Annotated in this window: 25 protein-coding genes; 17 read left to right on the top strand and 8 right to left on the bottom strand. The window is 72.2% G+C overall.

Annotated elements, in window-relative coordinates; all coding sequences use genetic code 11:
* Nucleotides 1–119: 119 nt before the first annotated feature.
* Nucleotides 120–1,676, bottom strand: coding sequence for an ATP-dependent DNA ligase (locus tag ABD831_RS02020; RefSeq protein ID WP_344940772.1), 1,557 nt, complete (start codon nucleotides 1,674–1,676; stop codon nucleotides 120–122).
* Nucleotides 1,677–1,856: 180 nt separating this feature from the next.
* Between ABD831_RS02020 and ABD831_RS02015 the strand changes: the two genes are divergently transcribed.
* From ABD831_RS02015 to ABD831_RS01975, 9 genes are all read left to right on the top strand, one after another.
* Nucleotides 1,857–2,867, top strand: a complete 1,011-nt coding sequence (locus ABD831_RS02015; RefSeq protein ID WP_344940769.1) for an alpha/beta hydrolase — start codon at nucleotides 1,857–1,859, stop codon at nucleotides 2,865–2,867.
* 209 nt (nucleotides 2,868–3,076) lie between these two features.
* Nucleotides 3,077–3,886, top strand: coding sequence for an SDR family NAD(P)-dependent oxidoreductase (locus ABD831_RS02010; protein ID WP_344940766.1), 810 nt, complete (start codon nucleotides 3,077–3,079; stop codon nucleotides 3,884–3,886).
* Entirely contained in the window at nucleotides 3,883–4,665 is a 783-nt protein-coding gene (gene fabG, locus ABD831_RS02005; RefSeq protein ID WP_344940763.1) for a 3-oxoacyl-ACP reductase FabG, read from the top strand. Before ABD831_RS02010 ends, fabG begins: the two co-directional genes overlap by 4 nt.
* 1 nt (nucleotide 4,666) lies before the next feature.
* Nucleotides 4,667–5,716, top strand: coding sequence for a phosphotransferase family protein (locus ABD831_RS02000; RefSeq protein WP_344940760.1), 1,050 nt, complete (start codon nucleotides 4,667–4,669; stop codon nucleotides 5,714–5,716).
* 1 nt (nucleotide 5,717) lies between these two features.
* Nucleotides 5,718–6,938: an acyl-CoA dehydrogenase family protein gene (locus tag ABD831_RS01995; RefSeq protein ID WP_344940758.1), complete on the top strand. Its 1,221-nt coding sequence runs from the start codon at nucleotides 5,718–5,720 to the stop codon at nucleotides 6,936–6,938.
* On the top strand, nucleotides 6,925–8,190 hold the full coding sequence (locus ABD831_RS01990; protein ID WP_344940754.1) for an acyl-CoA dehydrogenase family protein: 1,266 nt from the start codon (nucleotides 6,925–6,927) through the stop codon (nucleotides 8,188–8,190). Before ABD831_RS01995 ends, ABD831_RS01990 begins: the two co-directional genes overlap by 14 nt.
* A gap of 89 nt (nucleotides 8,191–8,279) precedes the next feature.
* The gene (locus ABD831_RS01985; protein ID WP_344940751.1) at nucleotides 8,280–8,693 is read left to right on the top strand and encodes a nitroreductase family deazaflavin-dependent oxidoreductase; all 414 of its coding nucleotides are present in this window, start codon (nucleotides 8,280–8,282) and stop codon (nucleotides 8,691–8,693) included.
* Nucleotides 8,694–8,858: 165 nt separating this feature from the next.
* The gene (locus ABD831_RS01980) at nucleotides 8,859–11,357 is read left to right on the top strand and encodes a sensor histidine kinase (protein WP_344940748.1); all 2,499 of its coding nucleotides are present in this window, start codon (nucleotides 8,859–8,861) and stop codon (nucleotides 11,355–11,357) included.
* 65 nt (nucleotides 11,358–11,422) lie between these two features.
* Nucleotides 11,423–13,231 (top strand): sensor histidine kinase, encoded by a 1,809-nt coding sequence (locus ABD831_RS01975; protein ID WP_344940745.1) that lies wholly within the window; start codon nucleotides 11,423–11,425, stop codon nucleotides 13,229–13,231.
* Nucleotides 13,232–13,287: 56 nt separating this feature from the next.
* Here ABD831_RS01975 and ABD831_RS01970 read toward each other — a convergent pair whose 3' ends face one another.
* The 3 genes from ABD831_RS01970 to ABD831_RS01960 form a co-directional block, all read right to left on the bottom strand.
* Nucleotides 13,288–13,677: a hypothetical protein gene (locus ABD831_RS01970; RefSeq protein WP_344940742.1), complete on the bottom strand. Its 390-nt coding sequence runs from the start codon at nucleotides 13,675–13,677 to the stop codon at nucleotides 13,288–13,290.
* Between the two features lie 95 nt (nucleotides 13,678–13,772).
* Entirely contained in the window at nucleotides 13,773–15,491 is a 1,719-nt protein-coding gene (locus ABD831_RS01965; RefSeq protein WP_344940739.1) for an LTA synthase family protein, read from the bottom strand.
* On the bottom strand, nucleotides 15,488–16,324 hold the full coding sequence (locus ABD831_RS01960; protein ID WP_344940736.1) for a CDP-alcohol phosphatidyltransferase family protein: 837 nt from the start codon (nucleotides 16,322–16,324) through the stop codon (nucleotides 15,488–15,490). The genes ABD831_RS01965 and ABD831_RS01960 overlap by 4 nt, the downstream gene beginning before the upstream one ends.
* An 84-nt stretch (nucleotides 16,325–16,408) precedes the next feature.
* On the opposite strand from ABD831_RS01960, the gene ABD831_RS01955 reads away from it, so the two are divergent.
* Genes ABD831_RS01955 through ABD831_RS01930 form a run of 6 tightly spaced genes read left to right on the top strand, consistent with a single transcriptional unit; the run spans nucleotide 16,409 to nucleotide 21,387 of the window.
* On the top strand, nucleotides 16,409–17,437 hold the full coding sequence (locus tag ABD831_RS01955; protein ID WP_344940733.1) for a zinc-dependent alcohol dehydrogenase: 1,029 nt from the start codon (nucleotides 16,409–16,411) through the stop codon (nucleotides 17,435–17,437).
* A 12-nt stretch (nucleotides 17,438–17,449) separates the two neighbouring features.
* The gene (locus ABD831_RS01950; protein WP_344940730.1) at nucleotides 17,450–17,848 is read left to right on the top strand and encodes a 6-pyruvoyl trahydropterin synthase family protein; all 399 of its coding nucleotides are present in this window, start codon (nucleotides 17,450–17,452) and stop codon (nucleotides 17,846–17,848) included.
* Between the two features lie 35 nt (nucleotides 17,849–17,883).
* Nucleotides 17,884–18,957, top strand: a complete 1,074-nt coding sequence (locus tag ABD831_RS01945; protein WP_344940727.1) for a glycosyltransferase family 4 protein — start codon at nucleotides 17,884–17,886, stop codon at nucleotides 18,955–18,957.
* A gap of 60 nt (nucleotides 18,958–19,017) precedes the next feature.
* Nucleotides 19,018–19,989, top strand: coding sequence for a lysylphosphatidylglycerol synthase transmembrane domain-containing protein (locus ABD831_RS01940; RefSeq protein ID WP_344940724.1), 972 nt, complete (start codon nucleotides 19,018–19,020; stop codon nucleotides 19,987–19,989).
* Entirely contained in the window at nucleotides 19,982–20,677 is a 696-nt protein-coding gene (locus ABD831_RS01935; protein ID WP_344940722.1) for a RibD family protein, read from the top strand. Before ABD831_RS01940 ends, ABD831_RS01935 begins: the two co-directional genes overlap by 8 nt.
* On the top strand, nucleotides 20,674–21,387 hold the full coding sequence (locus ABD831_RS01930) for a GTP cyclohydrolase II (RefSeq protein WP_344940719.1): 714 nt from the start codon (nucleotides 20,674–20,676) through the stop codon (nucleotides 21,385–21,387). The genes ABD831_RS01935 and ABD831_RS01930 overlap by 4 nt, the downstream gene beginning before the upstream one ends.
* A gap of 15 nt (nucleotides 21,388–21,402) precedes the next feature.
* Here the strand turns inward: ABD831_RS01930 and ABD831_RS01925 are convergent, their stop codons facing one another.
* The 4 genes from ABD831_RS01925 to ABD831_RS01910 form a co-directional block, all read right to left on the bottom strand.
* Nucleotides 21,403–22,128 (bottom strand): hypothetical protein, encoded by a 726-nt coding sequence (locus ABD831_RS01925; RefSeq protein WP_344940717.1) that lies wholly within the window; start codon nucleotides 22,126–22,128, stop codon nucleotides 21,403–21,405.
* Nucleotides 22,125–24,644: a MinD/ParA family ATP-binding protein gene (locus tag ABD831_RS01920; RefSeq protein WP_344940714.1), complete on the bottom strand. Its 2,520-nt coding sequence runs from the start codon at nucleotides 24,642–24,644 to the stop codon at nucleotides 22,125–22,127. Before ABD831_RS01920 ends, ABD831_RS01925 begins: the two co-directional genes overlap by 4 nt.
* Nucleotides 24,645–24,736: 92 nt before the next feature.
* On the bottom strand, nucleotides 24,737–24,940 hold the full coding sequence (locus ABD831_RS01915; RefSeq protein WP_344940711.1) for a hypothetical protein: 204 nt from the start codon (nucleotides 24,938–24,940) through the stop codon (nucleotides 24,737–24,739).
* A gap of 84 nt (nucleotides 24,941–25,024) precedes the next feature.
* A complete protein-coding gene (locus tag ABD831_RS01910) occupies nucleotides 25,025–25,219 on the bottom strand; it encodes a hypothetical protein (RefSeq protein WP_344940708.1) in 195 nt (64 codons plus the stop codon).
* A 185-nt stretch (nucleotides 25,220–25,404) separates the two neighbouring features.
* Here ABD831_RS01910 and ABD831_RS01905 point away from each other — a divergent pair, with 185 nt between their 5' ends.
* Nucleotides 25,405–25,674, top strand: a complete 270-nt coding sequence (locus tag ABD831_RS01905; protein ID WP_344940705.1) for a hypothetical protein — start codon at nucleotides 25,405–25,407, stop codon at nucleotides 25,672–25,674.
* A 305-nt stretch (nucleotides 25,675–25,979) separates the two neighbouring features.
* Nucleotides 25,980–26,675, top strand: a complete 696-nt coding sequence (locus tag ABD831_RS01900) for an AfsR/SARP family transcriptional regulator (protein ID WP_344940702.1) — start codon at nucleotides 25,980–25,982, stop codon at nucleotides 26,673–26,675.
* Nucleotides 26,676–26,748: the final 73 nt, after the last annotated feature.

The raw sequence follows: 26,748 nt of genomic DNA, 5'->3' as shown, positions 1-26,748 counted from the left end.
TCCAAGAGATGTGAAGAAATGACGCGTACTGACTCTTGGCCGGAACTTACCTACGTACTGTGGCGTAGGCAACAGATAGTGACGCCCGGTCCGGTGGACATCGCCCGTCGGTCCGACGGTCACCAGCCGGACAGGGACCTCACGGTCTGCACGGTGTCGATCTCCGAGACCGGCTTGTCGTCGCGGTAACGCAGCACGCGCGCGAACCGCAGCGCCATGCCGCCGGGGTACCGCGTGGACTTCTGCACTCCGTCGAAGGCGATCTCGACGACCTGCTCCGGCCGCACCCTGACGACCCAGTCACTCTGGTCGCTGTCTCCGACGGCGAGCTCGCGGAATCGCTCGGTCTGCCAGGCGAGCATCTCGTCGGTCATCCCCTTGAACGTCTTGCCGAGCATGACGAGGTCCCCGGTCTCGGCGTCACGGGCGCCGAGGTGGATGTTGGACAGCCACCCCTTGCGGCGGCCGCTGCCCCACTCGACGGCGAGCACGACGAGGTCGAGGGTGTGGCGCGGCTTGACCTTGACCCACCCCGGACCCCGTCGTCCGGCGGCATACGGCAGGTCGGGGTCCTTGACGACGACACCCTCGTGACCTGCTGCGACGAGGTCGGTGAAGAACTGCTGGGCCCGCGCAGGGTCGTCGGTGCTCTGGCGTGGCACCAGCCACGCGGGCGGCACCGTGCGGGCGAGGTGTTCCCAGCGCACGTGGGCTGGCTCGTCGAGCAGGTCGGCGCCGTCGAGGTGCAGCACGTCGAAGAAGAACGGCGTCAGCGGGACCTCGGCGCGCAGCCGATCGACGTCGGCGCTGCTCGCCGTGCGGGCGCCGGTGACCTGGAAGGGCTGCGGCCGTCCGCCCTCGCCGAGCGCGATGACCTCGCCGTCGAGGACGAGGGTCTCGACCTCCAGGGTCGCGAGCGCCTCGGTGATCTCGGGCATCCGGTCGGTCACCTCGTCGAGCGTGCGGGTGAAGAGGCGCACGCTCCCCGGGCTCGTGCGGTTGTCGACGTGCGCCTGCAGGCGTATGCCGTCCAGCTTGGTCTCGACGACGACCTCCCCTCCCAGCGTGGCGAGGGCGGCCGCGACGTCGGGGGCCGAGCCGGCGAGCATCGGCCGCAGGGGCCGTCCCACCTCGAGCGTCAGGGCCTCGAGGGCCTCGACGCCGCCGGCCAGGGCGGCGCGGGCGACCGGACCGGCGAAACCTGCGAGCATGACCGCCCGGCGGACGGCGGCGTCTGGCACGGCAGCCGCCTTGGCGATCGCCTGGAGCATGACCCCGTCGCCGGCTCCCTGTCGCGTCTCACCCGTGATGAGGCCGCGCAGCCACGCCTGCTCGTCGGCGGTCGCGCGACCGAAGAGCCCCCGGACCGCGGCCGAACGGGTCGCGCCGGAGCCCGAACCGCCGATGGCCGCGATCGCCGTCGCGGCGGCGTCCACGTCCTCGACCGTGAGGCTGGAGGTCTCCGCCGGGTCGGGCAGGCCCTGGAGGCCGCGCCAGCTGACGCCGATGCGCCGCTGCGGCAGTACGCCCGACAGGTGAGCGGTGACCACCTCGACGACGTCGGGCCCGTCCTCGGAGGCGCGTCGCAGGCAGGCAGCCAGCGCCTCGACCTTGGCGGTGCGCGAGGACGTGGCGGCGACGGTGTGCGAGGTGGCGACGACGTCGGAGAGCTCCATGACGTGATCTTGCCCCGCCACACCGACACCCAACCAGCACCGTCGAGAGGCCACGTCTGGCCCTCCGCCAACCGTCGAGAGGCCACGTCTGGCCCTCCGCCAACCGTCGAGAGGCCACGTCTGGCCCCATCGGGAGTCGAGTGGTCACGTTGGGCCGGTCGTCCGGACTAGATTCGCCGCATGGGTGGCATCGTCGACCGGACTCGCGGTCTCGCGCGCAGGGTCGCGCTGGGCACGGCGACCGCTGCCGGCGCACTGGTCGTCACCGCCCGGACGACCCCTTGGCCGTCGGCGCTGCTCATCCGGGCCGTCTTCGACCGCGGGGCTGCGCGGGCGAGCGCCGCCCTGGAGAAGCACGTCCCGGGCGACCTCGTCGAGGTGGTCGACGAGGCGTACGACATCGCATCGCCTGACGGCAGGCTCGACGTCTTCCGGCCGGTGCGGGACGAGCCGTTGCCCACGGTCGTGTGGGTGCACGGCGGCGCCTTCGTGTCCGGGTCGAAGGGTGACGTCGCCAACTACCTCCGCGTGCTCGCCGGCCGCGGATTCACGACGGTCGGGGTGGACTACTCGATCGCTCCCGGCTCGCGCTACCCCGTGCCGGTCAAGCAGGTTGCGGCCGCGCTCGCCCACCTCGTCGACCACGCCGACCGGCTCGGCCTCGACCCTGCCCGCATCGTCCTCGCAGGCGACTCGGCTGGAGCCCAGATCGCCGCGCAGGTTGCGCTGCTCGTGAGCGACACGGCATACGCAAAGGACGTCGGCATCGACGTCGACGTGCCAGCGGGGGCGCTCAAGGGTCTCGTGCTCTTCTGCGGCGCCTACGACTTCACGCTCGCGCAGGGGTCGACCCGGCTGGGCAGCTGGCTCATCGACACGGCCATCTGGTCGTACCTCGGCTCGAGCCGGCGCCACGACGAGCGCACCACGCGTCAGGGTTCGGTCCCGGTGCACGTCACGTCGGCGTTCCCGCCGAGCTTCGTCTCGGCCGGCAATGGCGACCCTCTCCTTCCGCACACGGTCGCGCTCGTCGAGGCGCTCGACCGGAACGGCGTCGACCACGAAGTCCTGCTCTTCGACGACGACCACGAGCCGCGACTCGGGCACGAGTACCAGTTCGACCTCGACACCGCGGACGGGCGTGAGGCGCTCGACCGGGCGGTCGCGTTCATCGAGCGCGTCGTCGACTGACGTCTGGGCCATGTGCGGCCTCTCGACGGTCGGGGAGGGGCCATTCGTGGCCTCTCGACGGTGGGGGAGGGGCCATTCGTGGCCTCTCGACGGTGGGGGTGGGGCCATTCGTGGCCTCTCGACGGTTGAGGGGGTGGGGTGGTCACTTGACGGGAGGGGGCTCTTGTCGTCAAGGTAAGCAAGCGCTTAGTCCACTCGCGAGGAGCAGCATGCCCGACACCGCCGTCGTCACCGGGGCCGCCCGAGGGATCGGCCGCGCCCTCGCGTCCCGCCTGGCCCGAGAGGGCTGGCAGCTCGTCGTCGCGGACCTCGACGCCGCCGAGCTCGCGGCCGTGGCCGACGCGACCGGCGCCCTCGCCGTCCCGGGCGACACGTCGACCGACGCCGGCGTGCGCCACCTCGTCGACACGGCATACGCCCACCTCGGCCACGTCGACGTCTTCTTCGCCAACGCGGGGATCGGCACGCTCAAGGGACTCGACGCCTCGGACGCCGAGTGGACTCGCACCCTCGAGACCAACGTCCTCGCCCACGTGCGCGCGGCCCGCCAGCTCGTCCCGCGCTGGCTCGACGCCGGCGGCGGCCGACTCGTCGTGACCGCCTCTGCCGCAGGGCTGCTCACGATGCTGGGCGACGCGCCATACTCCGTCAGCAAGCACGCCGCCGTCTCCTTCGCCGAGTGGCTGAGCGCGACGTACCGCCATCGAGGCGTCGTCGTGCAGGCGATCTGCCCGCAGGGCGTCCAGACCCGGATGCTCGACGGTTCCGGGCCGCTCAAGGACCTCCTCACCCTCGACGCGACGCTCACCGCCGACGAGGTCGCCGACGCCGCGTGGCGCGCGCTCGCGACCGACGACTTCTACGTCCTGCCGCACCCGGAGGTGCGCGACTACTACGCGCAGCGCGCCGCCCACCCCGACGCCTGGCTGGCCGGCATGAACCGGCTCCAGCAGAAGCTCGACCACCAGATCCAGACCTCCACCACCTCGACCACCACCTCGACCCAGGAGCCCGCATGACCGACCAGCCGACCACGGCCGACACGACCACCTCGCGCACCGCCATCGTCACGGGTGCCGCGCGTGGCATCGGCGCCGCCGTCGCCAAGCGCCTCGCCTCCGACGGCTACGCCGTCGCCGTCCTCGACCTCGACGAGTCGGCTTGCGCCGCAGTGGTGTCCGAGATCGAGGCCGGGGGAGGCAAGGGCCTGGCCGTGGGCGTCGACGTGTCCGACGAGGCCGCCGTCTCGGCGGCCGTCGAGCGCGTGGCGTCCGAGCTGGGCGCCCCGACCGTGCTCGTCAACAACGCCGGCATCATCCGCGACAACATGCTCTTCAAGATGAGCACCGACGACTGGGACGCCGTCATGAACGTCCACCTCCGCGGCTCGTTCCTCATGACGCGGGCGACGCAGAAGTACATGATCGACGCGAAGTTCGGGCGCATCGTCAACCTCAGCTCGACCTCCGCTCTCGGCAACCGCGGTCAGGCCAACTACTCCGCCGCCAAGGCGGGCCTGCAGGGCTTCACCAAGACGCTCGCCATCGAGCTCGGCAAGTTCGGGGTCACGGCCAACGCCATCGCCCCGGGTTTCATCGCCACCGACATGACGCGCCAGACCGCCGAGCGCATGGGCATCACCTTCGAGCAGTTCCTCGAGGGTGCGGCCAAGGAGATCCCGGTCGCCCGAGTCGGCCAGCCCGAGGACATCGCCGCCACGGCGTCCTTCCTCGTCCGTGACGAGGCCGGCTTCGTCTCCGGCCAGGTCATCTACGTCGCCGGCGGACCGAAGGACTGACGTGACCGACGCCCGCGACGCCCCTGCCCCGGACGGCGACCCGCCGGGTCTGCCCCTCGACCGCCTCCGGGGCTTCCTCGACGACGCGGCCCCGGGCCTGCTCGACGGACCGCTCGCGGGCAGGGTCGTCGCCGGCGGGAAGTCCAACCTCACCTACGAGGTCGGCGACGGCACGAGGACGGTCATCGTGCGACGCCCCCCGCTCGGCCACGTGCTCGCCACCGCACACGACATGGTGCGTGAGCACCGCGTCATCACCGCCCTGCGCGACACCGCGGTCCCCGTCCCGACGACGTATGCCGTGTGCGAGGACCCCGACGTCATCGGGGCGCCGTTCTACGTCATGGAACGCGTCGCGGGCACGCCCTTCCGCTTCGAGGCGCAGCTCCAGCCGCTCGGGGCGAGGCGGGTGCGTGCCATCAGTGAGCGGATGGTCGACACCCTCGTCGCGCTGCACGCCGTCGACCCCGCGTCCGTGGGTCTCGCTGACTTCGGCCGCCCCGAGGGCTTCCTGGAGCGGCAGGTCCGGCGCTGGAAGCAGCAGCTCGACGCGTCCCGCAGCCGCGACCTGCCCGGCATCGACGAGCTGCACGAGCGACTCGCCGCGTCCGTTCCCGCGCAAGGGGATCCGACGATCGTGCACGGGGACTTCCGCCTCGACAACCTCCTCGTCACGACCGATGACGAGGTGTCGGCGGTGCTCGACTGGGAGATGGCCACGATCGGTGACCCGCTCACCGACGTGGCGCTCCTCGAGGCCTACCAGCGGCTCCCGCTGCTCATGGACACCGTCGCCGTCTCCGACGTCTCCCGGGCGCCCGGCTTCATCAGCGGACCCGAGCTGCGGCAGCGGTATGCCGCGGCGAGCGGCCGCGACCTGGGGCACCTCTCCTTCCACCTCGGGCTCGCCTACTTCAAGCTCGCGGTGATCCTCGAGGGGATCCACTACCGCCACACCCAGGGCCAGACGGTCGGGACCGGCTTCGCCGGCATCGGTGAGGCCACCGTCCCCCTCGTCACGGCCGGCCTCGCAGCCGTCAAGGAGAGCTGACATGGACTTCGGATTCGACGCCCGCACCGAGGAGCTGCGCCAGGAGCTACTCGGCTTCATGGACGAGCGCATCGCGCCCTCGCTCCCCGTCTTCGACGAGCAGGTCTCGGGGCTGCCCGACCCGTGGGCGTGGAGCACTGCGCCCGTGCTGCAGGACCTGCGCCGCGAGGCACGTGACCTCGGCCTCTGGAACGTCTTCCTCCCCGGCGAGCACGGGGCCGGCCTGACCAACCTCCAGTACGCCCCGCTGGCCGAGATCACGGGACGCTGCATCCGCCTCGCCCCGGCGGTGCTCAACTGCGCGGCACCCGACACCGGCAACATGGAGGTGCTCGCCCAGTTCGGCGACACCGAGCAGCAGGAGCGCTGGCTGAAACCGTTGCTGCGCGGCGAGATCCGCTCGGCCTTCGCGATGACCGAGCCCGACGTCGCCAGCAGCGACGCCACCAACATCGGCACGAGCATCCGTCGCGACGGCGACGTCTACGTCATCAACGGCCGCAAGTGGTGGATCACCGGCGCGATGAACCCGGAGTGCGAGGTCCTCATCGTCATGGGCAAGACCGACCCCGACGCGGACCGGCACCGGCAGCAGTCGATGGTCCTCGTCCCGCGCGATGCGCCCGGAGTCGAGGTCGTCCGCGGCATGGAGGTCTTCGGCTACGACGACCACGACCACGGCGGGCACGCCGAGCTGCGCTTCACCGACGTCCGGGTGCCGGTGAGCAACCTCATCGGCGAGGAGGGCACAGGATTCGCCATCGCCCAGGCACGCCTCGGCCCCGGACGCATCCACCACTGCATGCGCTCCATCGGCCTCGCCGAGGTCGCCATCGAGGCGATGTGCCGTCGCGCGTCGGAGCGCGTCGCGTTCGGCCGGCCCATCGCCGAGCAGGGCGTCGTGCGCGACTGGATCGCGGAGTCGCGCGTGCGCATCGAGCAGCTGCGCCTGCTCGTGCTCAAGACCGCCTGGCTCATGGACACCGTCGGCAACAAGGGCGCGCACACCGAGATCCAGGCGATCAAGATCGCGACGCCCAAGACCGTGGAGTGGATCCTCGACAAGGCGATCCAGACCCACGGCGCCGCCGGGCTCAGCCAGGACACCGAGCTCGCCGCCGCCTTCGCCGGCATCCGCACGCTGCGCTTCGCCGACGGTCCCGACGAGGTGCACAAGAACGCTCTCGCCAAGGCCGAGCTGCGGAGGTATGCCGCCCGCTGACCGCCGCCGGACGGCATACGCCCGTCTGTCGACCATCCACGACCGCCCGACCACACCCGACCGCACGACGAAGGGACCGACGATGGACTTCGACCTCAGCGCCGAGGAGCGCGAGATCCGCGACTGGGTGCGGACGTTCGTGCGCAAGGAGATCGTGCCGCTCGAGCCGCAGGTGCTCGAGCGCGAGAGGCGGGGCGAGCGCGGCCTGACCGCTGAGGAGCTGAAAACCCTTCAGGACAAGGCGCGCTCGTCGGGTTTCTTCGGTATCCAGACGCCGGAGAGCCACGGCGGCATGGGGCAGGGCGCGGTCGTGGCCGCCCTCATCGAGATCGAGCTGGGCCGGTCGTTCGTGCCGTTCCGCTTCGCCGGGGAGGCCGACAACATCCTCTTCAGCGCCACCGAGGAGCAGCAGGAGGCCTACCTCCGGCCGACGATCGAGGGCACCCGGAAGTCGTGCTTCGCGATCACCGAGCCCGGGGCCGGCTCCGACGCCCGCGCCATCCGGACCAGCGCGCGGCGCGAGGGCGACGAGTGGGTCATCAACGGCGAGAAGACGTTCATCACCGGCGGGCACGAGGCCGACTTCGTCATGGTCTTCGCCGTGACGGACAAGGAGAAGGGCGCCGACGGAGGCGTGACGTGCTTCCTCGTCGACCGCGACCGCGGGTGGACGAGCACGCCCATCGACACCATGGGCGAGTGGGGACCGGCCGCGCTCGTCTTCGAGGACGTCCGCGTGCCGCACTCGGCCATCCTCGGCGAGGAGGGGAAGGGCTTCGACCTGGCCATGCGATGGATCGGCAAGGGCCGCTACATGCTGCCCGCTCGCGCCCTCGGCTCGTGCGAGCGCCTCGTCGAGATGGGCATGGAATGGGCGCGCAACCGCGTCACCTTCGGCCAGCCCATCGCCGAGCGCCAGGCCATCCAGTGGATGGTCGCCGACTCCGCCGTCGAGATCGAGGCGCTGCGCTGGCTCGTGCTCACCGCGGCGTGGCAGGTCGACCGAGGGCTCGACTCGCGCCAGTCGCAGTCGATGGCCAAGCTCTACGGCGGTGTCAAGGCCAACGAGATCGTCGACCGGGTGCTGCAGATGCACGGCGGGATGGGTTACACCAGAGAGCTGCCCGTCGAGCGGTGGTACCGCGAGCTGCGACTGCTGCGCATCTACGAGGGCACCGACGAGATCCAGCGTCGGACCATCGCCCGCAACCTGCTCAAGGGGCACGTGTCGGTGCGCGGCCACCTCGGGTAGCGACGGGCGCAGCCGGCCACACGGCATACGTCCTCGGTCCGCATCCGCGTCGGGGCCCTGAACAGGGCGACGGCGAGGATAGTGGAGGAATGGCAGGTCCACCCGCAGCCGCGAAGCAGTTCAACAAGGTGGCCGTCCATCTGGCCGGACACCGACTCATCCCGATCTGGGCGGTGCTGCGACATCAGGGCCGGAAGAGCGGCAGGGACTACGCGACACCCGTAGCCGTCATCTCGACACCCACGACCTTTCTCATCGGGCTGCCGTGGGGGCGGCGGACCGACTGGGTCCGCAACGTCCGCGCGGCCGGCGGCTGCACGGTCCGGTGGCGGGGTCGGGAGTTCAGCTGCACGGCGCCGACGTTCGTCGACAAGAGTGTGGCCCTGGCGGCGTCCCGAGGTCTGGTCCGGCGGATGGTCGAGAGGACGGACATGCCCGGAGGGTTCATCCAGCTGACCCGGACCGCGGCCCCCGAGCACTCGGCCATGCAGTCCGGCTGGTGACGGCGGGATCCGGGTCACCGGCCGGTCGCGACGACACGGCGCACGAAACGTCCCATTTGCCCGGTTGACCCCGACGCTGGGCCATCATGAGGACATGAGGTCCGCGCAGACGGCAGCAGCTGCCACACGTCGGCCCGCGACCTCCGACAGGGCCGCGTGAGCCGCGTGACGGCCCCCCGCCTGCGCTGGTCGGTGGCGGCAGCCGTCGCCCTGGCGGGTGTCTTCGTGCTCGGCGTGACCTCGGTGCACTTCGCGCTGCCCGGCTCGACGGTCGCGCTCTGGTGGCCGGCGGCAGGGCTGGCCGTGTCGTTCCTGCTCGCGACCAACCCGGGACCGCGTCGCTCCGCCGTCTTCGTGCTCGGCGTGCTCGTCTCGAGCGCCGCCGCCAACCTCGTCGGCGGACGCCCGGCGTGGGTCAGCATCCTCTACGGCGTCGCCAACGCGGCCGAGGTCGCCCTGGTGCACGGGCTGCTGACGGCTCGCGGGCGCCGCCCACGGCTCGCCTCGATGGACGACCTGTGGCGCCTCATCGCCGCGACCGTCACCGGCGCGGCCGTCATCGGCGTGCTGGCCGGCCTGACCGCGCACTACGTCCTGGGCGGGGACTTCCTCGACTCGGCGTCGGCGGCGGCGTTCTCGCACGGGGCCGCCGTGCTGGTCATGGCTCCGCTCGGGATCGCGGCCGGCATCCGCCGCACCCGGCGCCCGGAGGTCGAGGACCTCGTCCAGTGGGTCGTGGTCGTCGGGGTGACGGCGTGGGTGTTCCACCTGGACCAGTCGCTGCCGCTCGCCTTCCTGCCGATCCCGGGGCTCGTCTGGGGTGCCCTGCGCCTCGGCCTGCGCACCGTGGCCGCGCAGCTGCTCGTCGTCGGCGTCGTGGCGGTGACGATGACCAGTGTGGGTGGCGGCCCGTTCGCGACTGCGGCGCAGGTGGGCGGCATACCTCCCGAGACGGTCGGGGCCCTGACCCAGGCGTTCCTCGCAACGGCGGCCGTCACGACCCTCTCGCTCGCCGTCGCCACCACCCAACGTCGGGCTGCCCTCGCCGAGCTGCGCAGCGAGGTCGAGCTCTCCGGCGTCGTGCTCGACACGGCGGCCAGCGCGATCATCGTCGTCGACGCGTCGGGCACCATCGCGCGCCTCAACGCGACGGCGGCGCGCCTGCTCGGCGCGCCGGAGGACGCGCCGGAGGACGCGCCGGAGGACGCGCTCGTCGGGCGACCTGCCGCCGAGGTCTTCCCGGTCGACGACCCGCAGGAGGTGCGCACCCGGATGGCCGAGATCGCCGACGGCACGGTCCCCCTGCGCAACGAGCAGGACTGGCGCGTCGAGGGTCTGGGCGTGCGGCACATGGTGTGGACCAACGCCTACCTCACCGACGACGACGGGCGCCGCACCCACCTCGTCAAGACCGGCGTCGACGTCACCGACGAGCGCGCCGCACGAACCTTCGTCGAGGCCGTCCTCGAGGCGGCCACGGCGACAGCCATCATCGGCACCGACCTCGACGGCGTCATCACGCTCTTCAACCGGGGGGCGGAGACCGTCCTCGGGTGGCGCGCGGCCGAGGTCGTCGGCATCCGCGACTGGTCACTCCTGCACGACCCGGCCGACGTCGAGCGGCGCGCGGCCGAGCTCGGGCTCGATCCCGGCTTCGGCGTCCTCGTGCACCGCCTTCGGGGAGGCGCGGCGACGGAGACGCGTGACTGGACCTACGTGCGCAAGGACGGCACGCGCCGCACCGTGTCACTGACGATGAGCGGCATCCGGGACGAGAGCGGCCGGCTGACGGGCTATCTGGGCGTCGCCGAGGACGTGACCCGGCGCCGTCAGGCGGAGGTGGCCCTCCAGGTCGCACTCGACCGCGAGCGGCAGGCGGTCGAGGAGCTGACCGCGCTCGACCGCACCAAGTCGGACTTCGTCTCGTCCGTGAGCCACGAGCTGCGCACCCCGCTCGCGAGCGTCCTCGGCTACGCCGAGATGCTCGAGGACGGTGCCGCCGGCGACCTCACCGAGCGCCAGCTCGAGCTCGTGGGACGCGTGGACCGCAACGGCAGACGCCTGCTGTCGCTCATCGAGGACCTGCTCCTCAACTCACGCATCGAGGCGGGCCGCCTCCGGCTCGAGCCGCGCCGGTGCGACCTGTCCGACGTCGTCGCGAGCGCCTGGACGTCGGTTGCCACGGTGACGAGCCAGCGCGAGCTCGCGCGCGACATCGACGTGTCGCCGCGACCGCTGTGGGTCGAGGGCGACCCGGCCGCGCTCGAGCGGATGGTCACCAACCTGCTCTCGAATGCCGTGAAGTTCACGCCCGACGGAGGCCGGGTCTCGCTGGCGGCCCACCCCGACGACAGGGATCCCGGGACGGTCCGGCTCGTCGTCTCCGACTCGGGCATGGGCATCCCGCCGGCCGACCACGAGCGGGTCTTCGCGCGCTTCTTCCGGTCGAGCGCCGCCAACGAGCGGGCCATCCAGGGGTCGGGCCTCGGCCTGTCGATCGTGCGTGCCATCGCCGAGGGGCACGGCGGGTCGGTGGCGGTCGAGTCCGCCCCCGACGCCGGATCGACGTTCACCGTGACACTTCCCGTGGCTCCTGCGACGGCCGTTCCCGTCTCGGGTTCTGGCGGACCTGCCCCCGAACGTGGCGTCTCGGACATATCGTGACCATCGGGATGATTCCCGGCGGCGATCGCCGCGCTCCAGGGGTAGGCGCACGTGAGGGGACAGTGTTGCGCGACGGCGTGGTGTGGGAGGTGCTGGCGCTCCGGCGACTCACCGAGCTGATGAACCGCGTCAGCGCCCAGGACGACCTCTCGGTCCTCTTCGACATGGTCGTGGACGGTGCGGCGGACGTCGTCGGTTTCAAGGTGGCGGCGATCAGCCTCGTCATGCCCTCCGGTGACGTCGAGGTGGTCGCCGTCGCGGGCGACGATGACGCGCGCGCCGAGCTGCTCGGTCGTCGGACGCCACGGGCCAACCTCGAGGCGGAGTTCGCGGTGGCGGAGCGCTGGGGGAGCCTGCGCTTCGTCCCGGCCGGTGAGCTGCCCGACGGGTCGGCCGAGGGCTGGGTGTCGTCGGACTGGACCGCACCGGCTGCGGACGGCGCCCTCGACGCCTGGAACCCCGAGGACACGCTCATCGCGCCGTTCTTCGACGCCGTGGGTGAGCTGCTCGGCATCCTCTCGGTCGACCTCCCGCTCACGGGCTGCCGCCCGGACGTCACGCAGCGGGCCGTCCTCGAGCTCTTCGCCAACCAGACCGGCATTGCCATCTCGGCGGCTCGCCAGCGTCATGCGCTCTCCGAGCGGGTGCGTCTGGGCGAGGCGGTCCAGACGGTGGCCCGCATCGCCCAGGAGGACCTCGACCCGGCCAGGGTCGTGGACGTGGCTGCCGTGCCGATCTCGGCCGGGCTGGCGTCGGCGGGCCTGTGGCTGAGGGCTTTTGCGGGTGAGGACGACGACGAGCGTGAGAGCGTGTCGGCCCGCAGCGGGGCACCCGTTCGCACCCCCGTCAGCCTCGTCGCGATCGCGCGACGGATGGCGGCGAGCTGTTGGCGCGGCGGTGTCGTCGCCGTCGTCGGGTCCGACCACGTGGATCCGCCGGCCCTATGGGCCGACGACGACGTCGCGCAGGTCCGCACCTTCCTCGGAGACGCCGGCGCCCGTTCGCTGCTCCTGGCCCCGATGGGGTCGGGCTCGAGCTGCTTCGGCTACATCGCCTGCACGCGCGGACCCGACGACCCGGCCTGGACCGATGCCGAGGCGGTGGCGGCGCTCGAGATGGGCCGTGACCTCGGGCGCGCCATCCGCAACGCCCGGTTGTATGCCGTGGAGCGTCGGGTGGCTGCCGAGCTGAGGGAGGCGGACCGCACCAAGACGCAGCTCTTCTCGACGGTGTCGCACGAGCTGAAGAACCCGCTCGCGTCGATCGTCGGTCACGTCGAGCTGCTTCGCCAGGAGCCGGAGGGCGAGCGCGACTGGTCGCTCGGGGTCATCGAGCGCAACACCGAACGGCTGCAGAGCCTCGTCGACGACCTCCTGACGCTGTCGCGGGTCAGCGACCCCGACCGGGCCATGCCCGAGGCCGACGTCGACCTCGGCGAGGTGTCGCGCGAGGTCGTCGACATGTTCCGACCCCGGGCGGACACGCAGCAGGTCCGTCTCACCTTCGACCTCCAGGAGCGCCTGCCGCTCGTCCGTGGCAGCGCGGGCGACCTCGAGCGCGTCGTGCAGAACCTGGTGAGCAACGCGGTGAAGTTCACCCCCGCGGGCGGCAAGGTGGCGGTCTCGGTGGGCCGTCGCCGCGACCGGGTCGTGCTCGAGTGCGTCGACGACGGGGTCGGGATCTCCAGGGAGGACCAGGCCGGGCTGTTCACGGAGTTCTTCCGCGGCACCAACCCGCAGAGTCTCCGGGTGCCGGGCACCGGTCTGGGCCTCAGCATCGCGCAGCGTGTCGTCACACGCCACGGAGGACGCATCGACGTCGACTCCGAGCTGGGCCGCGGGACGAGCGTCAGGCTCCTCCTGCCGGCTCTCTGAGCTCCGCGGCCGGTCGGACCGCTGACTGCGGTGCCGGGCACGCGTCCGGTTCGGACTCAGGACGCGTGCCGGCGGCCGGGGAGCGCCAGCTGCGGGGTCGCGGGGCGCGTGCGCAGCAGCAGGATGCCGCCGACCACGATGCAGACGACCTCGGAGACGGCCGCAGTCCAGACCGACCCGCCCGCCCAGACGGTGTGCACGCCGAGGAGCCCGACCGTCGAGGCGATGATGAACGCCCCGAGTGTGGCCACCCCGAACCCAGCGGTGAGGAAGGCAGGCACCCAGTGCTCCCACCGCACCAGCAGGAAGGCGATGGTGACGCCCGCGACGACGTTGACGAGGAACATCGGGCCCACGCTCTGGTGGCGCACCCCGTCGAACCAGAGATAGAGGTGAACTCCCGCGGAGACGAGCAGTGCCGCCGCTCCCACGATTCGGAGTCTCATGATGACGCTCCTGTCGTCCGGGTCGCGCCGCGCCGCCCCGTTGGCGTCGCGGTGTTGGACTCTCTCCCCGAAGACGACTCGTGGGGGCGCGCGGTTCAGCCGCCGGCGCCGCGGCCGAAGGCCGTGAGGAAGCGGTCGCGGAAGCGGTCCATCGGCCAGACCGGTGCAGTGGGTGCTGGCCGCAGGCCGTCCTGCCACGCCCAGCCGGAGATGCGGTCGAGCACGGCCCGGTCCCGCGCGACGATGCTGACGGGGACGTCGTGTCCCGCGTGGTCCCCGGAGACCAGGCTGATCGGCTGGTGGTCACCGAGCACGAGGACGACGAGGTTGTCGTCGTGGGTCGCACGCAGGAACGACACGACGCTGTCGAGGGAGTAGGCGACGGTCTGGCCGTATGCCGTCCGCACCCCTTGCGTGCTGGCCCAGACGACGTCGCGGGGCGTCGCCGTGCCCGCCTGGGCGAGGTAGACCGAGCCGTCGCCGATCGAGGCCCAGTCGACCAGCCGTGGCAGGGGCGCCCAGGGGACGTGGCTCGACACGAGGTCGATCTCGGCCATGACCGGAGGGCGACCACCGGTGGGGTGGCGCTCGAGCTCGAGCCGGTCGAACGCGGACAGGGTGAACTGGTCGGGCATCGGGGCGTAGCCGTAGCCGGGTCCGGCATACCCGAGCGTCCGCGCGTCGTAGACCTCGTCGTAGCCGTAGAACGCCTTCCCCTCGGGCCAGTCGTGGCGGTTGGCCGGGATGACGTCGACGGTGCGCCACCCGGCGCGGGAGAAGGCGCGCGCGAGGGTGAGTCGTGGGGCGCCCGCAGTGTCGCCGGACGAGGCGGTGTCCAGGAGCTGCTCGTATCGCTGCTGGCTGCTGACCCAGAGCCCTGACTGGAGGGTGGAGTGGGCGAGCCAGCTGATCCCGCCGAACGTGGGCGACGTCAGCCAGGCGCTGCGGACCGTGTAGCCGGAGGCATGCAGGCCGCTCGTGCCTGATGCGAGCGCCCTTGCCACGTCGGGACTCCCGTCGACGGCGACCCGGCCGTAGCTCTCGACGAAGACGACGACGACGTCCTTGCCACGAAGGGCTGTCAGCAGGTCGCCCGACGGGACGGTGCGGAAGGCGTCGACGGGAATCTCGGCAGCGAAGGCCTCACGGTCGCGGAGTCCGTCACGTACGGTCGTGACCTCATGGGCAGTCAGGGCCGCGGCGCTGGACGACGCCAGCGGCAGGTCGCCGGTCGTGCGGACAGCCAGCGCGGCGCAGGCCACCCACACCACCGAGGCCGTCACCACGGCGCGCAGTGCAGTCCTGCGGTGCCGCGCGACGAGCCGTCCGACCCGTCGCAGCGCGACCGGGGTCAAGGTGACGAGCCCGACGACGAGCAGGATCGTCGCGGCGACCGCCAGCACCGCCGTCGCCGGACCTGCCGAGTCGCCGAGCAGCTCCGTGGCAGACCCCGCGTAGCGCCAGTCCGTCAGCGGGTTGAACGGTCGGTAGAGCGTGGCGAGGAACGCCGCGTCGAGGATCCGCACGACGAGAAGGACGCCCAGGACGATCCCCGCTGCGATCGCGAACCAGCGCATCGCAGCGCCGCGCAGGAGGAGGAAGAGGGTGGCGACGACGATGCCCTCGACCGGGATGCGCACGAGCGACAAGGGTGTCGGCGACCAGCCGAGGGTCGGCGCCGGCGCGGTCAGGGCGACCCACACCAGCAGGACCGCCAGTGCGGTCGCGATGGCACCGACGACGCGGCGCCGCGACGTCTGAGGTGACGTCTGGGCCGACTTCTGGGGCGACGTCTGGGGCGATGGCCCCGTCATGGCGCGACGCCGGCGTCGACGACGGGCGACGACGCGGCCGTCCACCCGACGGTCGCCTCGACACTCCGCGCCGTCGAGAGCGACCGACGCCGCAGCGTCGTGACCTCGGTGCCGAACGACACGAACAGGAGCGCGAGCCCGGCGGCGAGGGCGACGACAGCGATCGGTGAGGGCAGGACGTCGCCGGTCGCCACCGTCAGCACGATGCCCTGGTAGGCCGCGACTGCCTTGCGCCACAGGCGCGCCGGAACCTGCCCGCGAAGCCACGGCGCCCACCGGGACAGGGCGGCAACGAGCAGCAGGACGTAGCGGGCTGCCCCGATGCCGAGCACCCACCAGCCGAGGTCGGCAGCGACGTGCACGCTGAGGACGAGGATGAGGAAGGCATCGGTCTCCATGTCGAACCGCGCGCCGAGGGGGTGCACGGTCCCGGTTCGCCGCGCGACCCGACCGTCAACCGCATCGAGGACGAGCGCGACCGAGGCGAGGGCGACCAGGACGCCGACGGATGCCCCCGTGCCCGTCGGTCGGGTGCTGCCGTCGGCGTCCTGGGCGACGAGGGCTGCGACGCCACAGACCAGCACGGCGCGCGTCAGGGTGATGCGGTCGGCGGGGGTGAGACGGCGTCGCGCTGCACGACGGAGCCCAGCAGTGAGCAGCCCGACCAGGCTGACGCCGCAGGCGAGCCCGATGACCCAGCCCGTGCCCCCGAGCGCGCCGTCCGAGGTCGCTTCGAGGGCGGCGAGCAGCGCCGCCACGCCGACGAGCCCGACGAGCACCACACGGAGCTCGACACGTCCGGCACGAGGGCCGGGAAGGATCACCTGTCGCACCGCGCTCCACCTCACCGATCGGGGTTTGACCCAAGGACGCCGTCTCGGCCGCCGGAGTTCACGGGTCCGATCTAGTCTGGTCGCGTGTCCACCGATGCGCGGGCGTTCTGGGTGGTCGAGCCCGGCAGGGGTGAGATCCGCCCCGTCGCTCTGCCTGCCCCCGGCCCCGGACAGGTGCTCGTGCGCGCCCTGCACTCCGGCGTGAGCCGTGGCACCGAGACGATCGTCTTTCGCGGGGCCGTGCCCGAGAGCCAGCGCGCGGTCATGCGCGCCCCGCACCAGGAGGGCGACTTCCCGGGGCCGGTCAAGTACGGCTACCTCGGCGTGGGCAGGGTCGAGGAGGGCCCGGAGGACCTCGTCGGTCGGACGGTCTTCTGTCTCCACCCGCACCAGACGGCATACGTCGTCCCCGTCGGGGCGGTGGTGGTCGTCCCCGACGACGTGCCGCCGCGTCGAGCGGTGCTCGCGGGCACGGTCGAGACGGCGGTCAACGCGCTGTGGGACGCAGCGCCGCGCGTCGGTGACCGGGTCGCCGTCGTCGGCGCGGGCATGGTGGGCTGCTGCGTCGCCCGGCTGCTCGCCGGGATCCCGGGCTGCCGCGTGACGCTCGTCGACGTCGACCCGGGCCGGTCCGCGGTGGCGGGCCGCCTCGGCGTGAACTTCGCGCGGCCCGACGATCTCGCGGGGCAGGGTGGTGATCACGACCTCGTCGTGCACACGAGCGCGACGGGATCCGGTCTGCAGCTCTCGCTCGACCTGCTGGCTCCCGAGGCGACCGTGCTCGACCTGAGCTGGTACGGCGACTCGCGGGTCGAGCTGTCGCTCGGAGGGTCCTTTCACTCCTCGCGCCTGCGTATCCGGGCGAGCCAGGTGGGTTCCGTTGCGGCAGCCAGGCGCTCGCGCTACACGTATGCCGAACGCCTGGCGCTCGCGGTCCAGCTGCTGCGCGACGCGTCCTTCGACGCGCTGCTCACTGGCGACTCACCGTTCGAGGAGCTGCCCGAGGTCATGCGCCGTCTCGCGGACGGCTCCCTGCCGGCCATCTGCCACACCATCACCTACCGAACCACCAAGCGACCCACCAACCGACCCACCAACCGACCCACCGACTGAAGCGGGGAGCCGATGTTCAGTGTGACCGTCCGGGACCACATGATGGTCGCCCACAGCTTCCGGGGGGAGGTCTTCGGTCCGGCCCAGCAGCTGCACGGTGCCACGTTCGTCGTCGACGTGACCTTCCGGGGTCCCGAGCTCGATGCCGACGGCATCCTCGTCGACATCGGCCTCGCCACCCGGCACGTGCGCGAGGTGGTCGGGGCCCTCAGCTACCGCAACCTCGACGACGAGCCGGCCTTTGCCGGAGTGAACACCACGACGGAGGTCCTGGCCCGCTCGGTCGCCGACAGCATCGCCGAGCGTGTTCGCGCCCGGGAGCTCGGCGGTGCCGGCGACCTGGTGGCCGGCCTTGCCGTCACCCTCCACGAGTCGCACGTCGCGTGGGCGAGCTACGAGTGCGACCTCTGACGGAGGTCCACGCGGAGGTCCACGCGGAGGTCCACGTGGTGGTCCCAGCGGGGATCGACGACCCCGACCGGGTGAGCGGCGGCAACGCCTACGACCGCCGGGTGCTCGACGGGCTCCGGGCCTACGGGTGGACGGTCAGGGAGCACCACGTGTCCGGTGCCTGGCCTCGCCCCGATGCCGCCGCGCTCGAGCGCCTGGCCGCCGTCGTCGCCGCCGTGCCCCCGGACGGGCTGTTGCTCGTGGACGGCCTCGTGGCGTGCTGCGCCGATGACGTCCTCGTGCCGGCAACGGACCGCCTGCGACTCGTCGTCCTCGTCCACCTGCCGCTCGGGCTGGCCGATCCTGTTGCAGCACAGAAGGAACGGCGGGTGCTCGCTGCGGCCGCGGCCGTCGTGGCGACGAGCGGCTGGACCCGTGAGGTGCTGCTCGACTCCGGTGCGCTCAGCCCGGAGGGCGTGCACGTCGCTCGGCCGGGCGTCGACCGCGCGCCGTCGACGGTCGGGTCGCGGGAAGGGACACGGCTGCTGTGTGTCGCTGCGGTCACCGCCCTCAAGGGGCACGCCGACCTGGTCGCCGCACTCACGCTCGTGTCCGACCTCCCCTGGTCGTGCGTCATGGCGGGCTCGCTGGACCGTGAACCGGACGTCGTGGCCGACCTGCGCGACCGGCTCACGAAGGCGGGCCTGGCCGGCCAGGTGCGACTCGTCGGCGCGCTTCGTGGCACGGACCTCGAGGAGGCGTATGCCGCCGCCGACCTCGTCGTGCTGCCTTCCCACGTCGAGACGTACGGCATGGTCGTGACGGAGGCGCTCGCCCACGGCGTTCCCGTGGTCGCGACGGCCGTCGGCGGCGTGGCCGAGGCGATGCACGGCCCGGAAGGAGGTGCCGAGGATGGTCGGGAAGGGGGCCGGGGGAGCGGCCCGGCGGGTCTGCTGGTCCCGGCCGGCCGTCCCGACGCGCTCGCGGAGGCCTTGCGGTGCTGGCTGGTCGACAGGGACCTGCGCGAGCGGCTGCGGCAGGGTGCCCGGCAGCGACGGCACGACCTGTCGCCGTGGTCGCGCACCGCGGAGCAGGTCTCGGCCGTGCTCGGCGGGGTACGGGACGCCTGAACCCGATCGGGGAGACGGACGTCCTCACCATCGGGAGTCAACGCAGAAAGGTCGGAGGAGATGCAACGCGACCGGTCGTGGCTGCGCCCCCTCGTGGGGCTCGTGATCCTCGCCGTCCTCGTCCGGCACGTCGGTGCCGGTGCCTTCCTCGAGGCCCTGCACCACCTCGACGGGTGGTCCGTCGCTGCCGGAGCGGCCATCGCCGTCCTCACCACCGTGTGCGGGGCGTGGCGCTGGGTGCTCGTGGCCCGCGGTCTGGGATCGGAGCTGACGCTTCGCTCGGCCGTCGCGGAGTCCTACCGGTCGCAGTTCCTCAACGTGACCCTCCCGGGCGGCGTGCTGGGGGACGTGAACCGCGGCGTGCGGCACGGCCGGGCCGGCGGCGACCTCGGGCGCGGGCTGCGCTCCGTCGCGTGGGAGCGCACCGCGGGACAGGTCGTCCTCCTCGCGATCACCGTGTTTGCCGTCGTGCTCCTGCCGTCGCCGCTGTCGTCCTCGTGGTCGGCCGGACCCGCTCTGGCGACAATGCTCCTCGTCGCAGCGGCGCTCGCCGGGTCGGTGCTGGCCGCGATCGTCCTGTCGCGCCGCCTGTCGGCGCCTGCCCTGCCCGTCCGCGTGTCGCGGGCGGTGGTGGCCGACCTGCGCAGCGGACTGATGGGACGGCATACGTGGCCGGGCGTGTTCGGCAGCTCCACGGCCGTCGTCGCCGGTCACACGGCGACGTTCGTCGTGGCGGCCCGGGCCGCGGGGGTGACCGCACCGGTGGCCCAGCTGCTGCCACTGGCCCTCGTCGTGCTCGTCGCGATGGGCCTGCCCCTCAACGTCGCCGGGTGGGGGCCGCGCGAGGGCGCCGCGGCCTGGGTGTTCGGCGCCGCCGGGCTCGGCGTTGCCGGTGGAGTTGGCACCGCCGTGGTCTACGGGCTCATGGCGTTCGTCTCGAGCCTGCCGGGTGCGGCGGTGATCGCCTTGGCACGTCGCAACCGGCCGAGGGCGGACCGCCCGGTGTCGGTGGAGGGAGCTGCCCGTGGTTGACCGTCCCTACACGCTGCTCAGCTGTGGCATGTCGATCGACGGCTACCTCAGCGCAGGGACCGCGACCCGGCTCCTGCTGTCGAACGACGCGGACTTCGACCGGGTCGACGCGGAACGGGCTGCCAGCGACGCGATCCTCGTCGGAGCGATGACGATCCGCAGGGACGACCCACGGTTGCTGGTCCGTTCGTCGGAGCGTCGCGCCGCGCGGGTGGCACGCGGCCTGCCTCCGTCACCGGTGAAGGTGACCGTGACGCGCCAGGCCGAGCTCGACTGTGCTGCAGCGTTCTTCGCGGCCGACGATGCCGCCAAGCTCGTCTACTGCCCGAGCGACGCGGTCCCTGTGGTCCGTGAGCGGCTCGGCGCGGTCGCCACCGTCGTCGACGCCGGCCGGCCCCCGACGATGCGCCGCGTCTGCGAGGACCTCGGGGACCGGGGCGTGCGGCGGCTCATGGTCGAGGGGGGTGGGTCGGTGCACACCCAGATGCTGACCGAGGACCTCGCCGACGAGCTGCAGCTCGTCGTTGCGCCCTTCTTCGTCGGCGACTCGGCGGCGTGCCGGTTCGTGGGCGACGGACGCTACCCATGGCACCCGGGCCGACGGGCGACGCTCGCCGAGGTGCGCCAGATCGGGGACGTGGTGCTCCTGCGGTACGCCCTGTCGCCGCGGTTCGAGGAGGGGACATGACGACGGGGAGACCTACGACCCCGAGGACGCCCGGGATCCCGGACGGCCCGGGTCCCGCAGCAGCTCGGATCCGCACCCACGTCCTCGTGCCGCTCGCCTTCGCCGACGGCTTCGGGACCACGGCACGCGTCTTCACCTTCGACGGGCTCGCCGACGGACGCGAGCACCTTGCCCTGGGGCTCGGCGACCGGGCCGCCCCGCCGCACGCGACAGCGGGCGACACCGGGCCGACACCGACCCGGTTGCACAGCGAGTGCCTGACCGGCGACGTCTTCGGCAGCCAACGGTGCGACTGCGGCGCCCAGCTGCGCGAGTCCGTCGAGCGGCTCGACACCTCAGGCGGGTTCCTGCTCTACCTCCGGCAGGAGGGACGCGGCATCGGTCTCTACTCCAAGCTCGACGCATACGTGCTCCAGGACCGCGGGCTCGACACCTACGAGGCCAACGTCGCCCTCGGCTACGGCGAGGACGAGCGGGACTACACCGTCGCCGCCCAGATGCTCGGGGCCCTCGGCGTCAGCCGGGTCGCCCTGCTCAGCAACAACCCCGACAAGGCCGAGCAGCTGCGCCGGCTGGGCGTGACGGTGGCGAGCCGGGTTCCCACGGGCGTCCACCTGTCCGACGCGAACGCCCACTACCTCGCCACGAAGGTCGAGCGCGGCTCCCACACCCTCGACCTGTCGTCCGAGGGCGTGGGCGGAGCGCCCTGAGAGTCCCGCCGCCGGTCACCGGGTGACGCGGTCGACCTTCGTGGTGACCTTCGCGCCCTGGCCGAGCGCCGCCTGCAGCTGCTGGTCGAGGACACTCTCCGGGCTGCTCGTGGCCGCGCCGCGCCGCAGCGACTGGGCGGGAGCCGAGGAGGCCATCTGGTCAGCCTGGTCCTGGAGCCAGTCGCGCAGCCCGGCAAGGTCACGCGCGGAGAGCCGGCGCCCACGCGGGTCGACGATGACGGTCTGGTAGGCGGCGGAGGACGCGCGGCACTCGGTGCAGGCAGCATTGACGGCCGTCGCGCGGTTGTTGGCCTCGACGGTGCCGGCCCGACGCAGCATGACGACCTGCACCGACACGGCAACCGTCCCGCAGCCGCTGCACGAGCCCGTCATGCTGGTGGCCAGGTTGTCCGCCCTCACGCGGCCTGGCCCGTTCCCGTAGACGACCGCGAGGGCGGTCGCCTTCGCGGTGCAGCCGTCGCAGTCCGCGGTGGCGCCGGCCGTGGACTCCGTCTCGGAACCCGCGCCCCAGGGGTGCAGGTGGCCGACGGTAACGGCACGCTCCACCGGCGTGGGCGTGTGTGGGCTGGCGAGAGCAAGGGCGACGGCGTCGAGCCCACGGACGACGGGTACCGGACTGGCCTTCGGCGGCGCTGCGACGCGTCCGTTCGCCTCCGCCGCCCCCAGACCCGAGGCGAGCGTGGCGAGGGCGATGAGCGAGGCCGCGGTGAAGGTCCTCATGAGTGTGTTCCTCTCGTGTCGAAGCCGTCGGCGACGGCGGCGGCCATCTCGACGAGGCTGTCTCGGGTGGATGGGTGCAGGGCTGACAGGTGGGTCTGGGCGCCCACCTCGAGGGCGGGGTCCCAGGGGATGGTGACGACACGGCGACACCGGCGGGTGAAGTGCTCGACCATGGGACCGATGGGCGCGCCCACGCCTTTGCGCACGGCGTTGATGACGACGACGGCGTTCGCGACGAGCTCGGCGTCGTCGTGCTGGTCGAGCCAGTCCAGGGTGAGCGCGGCGGCGCGCCCGCCGTCGATCCCCGCGCGGAGCACCAGGACGAGCTGGTCGGCCTCGGTGAGCAGGCCCTGGTTGGCGCTGTCGAGGATGCCGGTGCCGGTGTCCAGGACGATGAGGTTGTAGAAACGGTCGAGCAGGCTGATGAGGTGGTGGTAGTCCTCGCGCCCCAGGGCCATCCCGATGCGCGGGTCGTCGTCGGAGGCCAGGACCTCGAGGCGTGACTCGCCAGCCTGCGAGGTGTACTCCCGAAGCTGCGCATACGTGGAGATCGCGTCGCGATCGAGGAGGACGTCGGTGATCGTCCGTCTGTTCGGCTCGGCCACGCGATGGGCGAGGTTGCCGGCATCCGGGTTCGCGTCGACGGCGACCACCCGGTCCCCACGCAGGGCCGCGAAGGTGCTGCCGAGCGCGAAGGTCGTGGTCGTCTTGCCGACGCCGCCCTTGCGGCTCATGACGACGATCCGGTGCGAGCCACGGATCGGGGCGCACAGCCGGGCCTGGATGGCGATGCGCTGCCGCTCTGCCGGGCCCAGGCCCGGGTTGAGCGTCCCGGCCGTGGCACGGTAGACGGCGCGGCGCCACCCGGTTGACGGGACCGGCGCGGCCTTGGGCAGGATCAGCTCGTCACGGAAGGCATCGGCCGTCAGGATTGGGAGCTCCGAGGCCTCCGGCTCGGGATCGGCGCTCGCACTGCGCGCCGCCGGGCGCCGGGCCTCGGTGCGGGCTGGCGAGAACTCATCGAGTGGCGAGGAGTCTGACGAGGTGCTGGGTGGGGCGGTCATCCTGTTCTCCTTCGGGGTTTCGGTCGGCGCGACCCGGCTACTGCTGGCTCCCGTGGTGCTTGGCCTCGACGAAGCGGCGCTCGACCGAATGGCCATGCTGTTCATGCTGATTCGGCTGGTGAAGAGGCGAGCGAGAACCTGACCCAGGCGCACGATCATCACCCCGATACCGAGCAGCGGGACCACGAGCAGCACCATGGCGACACTGGCGATCGCCACGAGCACGAGGTCTCCCTCGGCGCGCGCTGTCGCCCACTGGCTGGCCTGCGCGCCGATGGCGCGGAGATTGGTCCCGACGATCAACGGCAGGTTCCAGAGCAGCCACGCCGTCCCGGCGAGGAGGGTCGGCACGACGAAGGCAACCCACGCGATGACGGTGCGCCGAGCCGCCGGCCGCAGCTCACTGACGCGAGGGTCCGTCTGCGCACTCGGCCGGATGCTCCGCAGCACCGGTCCCACCCGGGCGAACAGGTCCGGGACGCCGGCGAGGTCGGCCAGCACGTAGTAGCCGTCCAGCCGCACCGCCGGGACGAGCTGTTGAACCATCTCGATGTGCAGCAGGAGGACAGCGAGCAGCCAGACGGGCTGGCCGGTGGAGAGGTAGGCCAGGGCGAGACCGGCGAGCGTGAGGGCGTTGAAGTAGAGGCCGCCGAGGTCGGTGCGCACCCGGGCCGCCCGGCTCAGGCGATACGAGTCGGTCACGTCGGTGTAGAACGCCGGGAAGAGCAGGTAGACGCCGAAGCCGATCGCACCCGGCCGTCCCCCGCCGTAGGCGCACGCAGCTGCATGGCCGGTTTCGTGGACGAGACCGGCGGCGGTCAGCACGACGAACAGCCCGAGCATCAGGGCCGGTGTGGTCATCACCGCAGTGAGTGACCCTGTGAGGTCGCCGGCACCCAGCAGGCGGACGTCCAGGGCGACGACAGCCAGGAGGGAGAGGACCACCACAGGGGGCCAGAACAGTGGCGACAGCACCCGAGCCAGCACAGGGACGACGCGTGCCGGCAGGATGACGCCGCGCAACGACAGGGCGAGCAGCGGTGCCGCGGTGGGCGCGGGCGCGGGCGCGGGCGCGGCTGCGTCACTGCCGTCCCCCCGTGGCGCCCGGTCCCGCTCCGCCTCGACGGCCCGACGTGGACCGTCGACCAGGCCGAGCGGCTGCAACCGGTTCGTGACGAGGTAGGCGAGCCCGTCCTCCGAGAGCTGGCGTCCGTAGCCGTCGCTGACGGCCGCCGCGACGGCCCGTCCGCTCCGGTCGGGGTCGAGGTGGACCAATACGAGGTGGAGCAGCGCGGACAGCTGCACGACCTGGCCGTCGCTCCGGCGCACGAGGTAGGTGGGTTGCGTCAGCCCGGACCCCTGCACGAGCCCCAGGTGCTGGAGGCCGTTCGCGGCCCGCCAACCCGTCGGGGCCGAGGCGTCCATGTCGATGAGGTGTTCTGTCTGGGTCACGAAACCCCCGTCGGTGGTCGACATCGGTGGTCGGCACCGGGTTGGGCGCGGGATCCTGCGCGCCCAACCCGATGTGATGGCTGCCAATCGTGCTAGTGCAACAACGCCAGGTACTGGCCGGCCAGGGCCGTGGCCGAGCTGTGGCTCGTGGCCGCGTTGACCGCGATGGCGAGGTTGACCCCGACGATGTTCGTCACGTTGACGCAGCCGATGTAGCACAACGTGTCGCGACGCGGCAGCATCGCGGCGCTCTGGCCCATGAGCTCGGCCAGGTCTACGACTGGGCGCTCGTGCATGGCGAGCACCTCCCTTCCGGTGCGAATGACTCACACCCCCTGGGCGCGGCCCCCGGTGTGGACGGGGGCCGCGCCGGCGCGGGATCAGCCCTGGTGGAAGGTGATCGTCTGCACTGCGGCGCTGTTGGCCTGGGAGAGCAGCGTGGCTGCGTTGACCGCCATCGAGGAGTTGCTGGCGTAGAAGTTGCTCCAGTTGTAGTGCCACGACAGCGTCTCCTTGGACGGCAGCAGGGCCGCCATCTCCGAGTCCAGCTCGGAATAGGTCAGATTCGTGTCCATCGGTGTCACCTCCTTCCCCCCGAAACGTCGAGACGTCCCAGTGCAGCGAATGCACCGTGACCCGCGCGTGACCCGATCGTGACCCGCGGTCCTCGGTCCTTGGGAATGCCTCGGCGGTACGGAACAATCAGGGCGGCGGTTGCGAACCAACCGCGTCCCGGGGGCTGAGGATGTGCGGAGGAAACATGAACGAGGTCGCCACCGGCGCGCCGCAGGCAGGCGCGCCGGAGTCAGTCATGGTGCTCAGCTGCTGGCCTCACGGAGTGGCGGGGGGCATGCTCGTCCGCGCCACCCTCTCCAGTTCCGCCCGCGAGCCACGGGTGGTCCACACCGTCGACCGATCGCGCGTCCACGAGCTGCTCGACGAGTGGCTGGACGACTCGCTGGACCCGGGTGCGGTGAAGCAGGGCCGCGAGCCCGACCGCGACGCGCCCGGCGAGCCGGGCACCGACTGACGCGTCGAGGAGGCGCCTTCGCTGCCTCCGCGGCTGTGGCCACGGCTCACCGGCCGTGCGCGCACCGGGAAAGGGCTGTGGGTAGCAGTTATCCCTTTCAACGGTAAAGAGAGCGCCAATGTGTGGATACTGGTCAGACGACGACAACACGCACACTGTCGGCCCGCGCGGACGCCCGCAAGGAAATCAGGCAAGCTGGACGTGCCGTATGGACCGGTCGATCTGGGGGATCGATGGGAACCGAGACGCGCACGTGCCGGATCAGCCTGCTTGGGTGCTGGAGGCTCCACGACGGCGAGCGGCCGGTGTCCGTGGGGTCTCGGGAGGAGCGTGTCACCGCGCTGCTCGCCCTGCGCGGGCCACAGACGCGCATCGCGATCGCGGGCACCCTCTGGCCGGACAGCACCGAGAGCCGAGCACGGGCGAACCTCCGCACGTCACTCCAGCGTCTGCGGGGGATCGGTGGCGGCCTCGTCGCGACCACGCGTACCGCACTGGCGCTGAGCAGCAACGTCACCGTCGACGTGTGGGACCTGGCTGACTGTCTCGACCACGTCGAACGAGGCCGCGTCGTCAGCGCGGTCCAGGCTCCCGAGGTCCTGGCCGCGCTGGAGGGACCGGACCTGCTGCCGGGGTGGTACGACGACTGGGTCCTGTTCGAACGGGAGCGACTGCACCATCGCCGGATCCGGGCGCTCGACAAGCTCGGCAGGGACCTGCTCGATGGCGGTCAGCTCGCCCTTGCTGTCCGGGTCGCCGAAGAGGCGCTCGCCCTGGAGCCGCTGCTCGAGAGCTCGGCGACCCTCCTCGTCAGGGCGCACCTGGCGGCAGGGAACCACTCGGCGGCGGTGTCGGAGTACGACCGCTACCGCCAGCGGCTCGTCAAGGAGCTCGGCATCACGCCGGGCCGCACTCTCACGGAGCTCATGTCCGCATACCCCCGGGCGACACTCACCTCGCGGATCCTCCGCAACGCCGCACCGGCGAGCCGCTCGCACTGACCGGGCTCGGCCGGCAACAGCGCGTCGGCGCGTGCACCCGCGACCGTCCGGCCGCGGTGCATCATGGGTCCGT

The sequence above is a fragment of the Terrabacter ginsenosidimutans genome, from assembly GCF_039539425.1.
Lineage (GTDB): Bacteria > Actinomycetota > Actinomycetes > Actinomycetales > Dermatophilaceae > Terrabacter > Terrabacter ginsenosidimutans.
Note: the sequence above shows the minus strand (reverse complement) of the source record. Positions and strands in the feature narration are given on the sequence as shown.

Bases quoted from the DNA above. Each gene is read 5' to 3' on its own strand.
- ABD831_RS01985 (WP_344940751.1), top strand. From the start codon at position 8,280: ATGGCAGGTCCACCCGCAGCCGCGAAGCAGTTCAACAAGGTGGCCGTC.
- ABD831_RS01910 (WP_344940708.1), bottom strand. From the start codon at position 25,219: ATGGACACGAATCTGACCTATTCCGAGCTGGACTCGGAGATGGCGGCC.
- ABD831_RS01950 (WP_344940730.1), top strand. From the start codon at position 17,450: ATGTTCAGTGTGACCGTCCGGGACCACATGATGGTCGCCCACAGCTTC.
- ABD831_RS01995 (WP_344940758.1), top strand. From the start codon at position 5,718: ATGGACTTCGGATTCGACGCCCGCACCGAGGAGCTGCGCCAGGAGCTA.
- fabG (WP_344940763.1), top strand. From the start codon at position 3,883: ATGACCGACCAGCCGACCACGGCCGACACGACCACCTCGCGCACCGCC.
- ABD831_RS01990 (WP_344940754.1), top strand. From the start codon at position 6,925: ATGCCGCCCGCTGACCGCCGCCGGACGGCATACGCCCGTCTGTCGACC.
- ABD831_RS01905 (WP_344940705.1), top strand. From the start codon at position 25,405: ATGAACGAGGTCGCCACCGGCGCGCCGCAGGCAGGCGCGCCGGAGTCA.
- ABD831_RS01970 (WP_344940742.1), bottom strand. From the start codon at position 13,677: ATGAGACTCCGAATCGTGGGAGCGGCGGCACTGCTCGTCTCCGCGGGA.
- ABD831_RS02020 (WP_344940772.1), bottom strand. From the start codon at position 1,676: ATGGAGCTCTCCGACGTCGTCGCCACCTCGCACACCGTCGCCGCCACG.
- ABD831_RS01925 (WP_344940717.1), bottom strand. From the start codon at position 22,128: ATGAGGACCTTCACCGCGGCCTCGCTCATCGCCCTCGCCACGCTCGCC.
- ABD831_RS01915 (WP_344940711.1), bottom strand. From the start codon at position 24,940: ATGCACGAGCGCCCAGTCGTAGACCTGGCCGAGCTCATGGGCCAGAGC.
- ABD831_RS02010 (WP_344940766.1), top strand. From the start codon at position 3,077: ATGCCCGACACCGCCGTCGTCACCGGGGCCGCCCGAGGGATCGGCCGC.
- ABD831_RS01940 (WP_344940724.1), top strand. From the start codon at position 19,018: ATGCAACGCGACCGGTCGTGGCTGCGCCCCCTCGTGGGGCTCGTGATC.
- ABD831_RS02015 (WP_344940769.1), top strand. From the start codon at position 1,857: ATGGGTGGCATCGTCGACCGGACTCGCGGTCTCGCGCGCAGGGTCGCG.
- ABD831_RS01965 (WP_344940739.1), bottom strand. From the start codon at position 15,491: ATGACGGGGCCATCGCCCCAGACGTCGCCCCAGAAGTCGGCCCAGACG.
- ABD831_RS01930 (WP_344940719.1), top strand. From the start codon at position 20,674: ATGACGACGGGGAGACCTACGACCCCGAGGACGCCCGGGATCCCGGAC.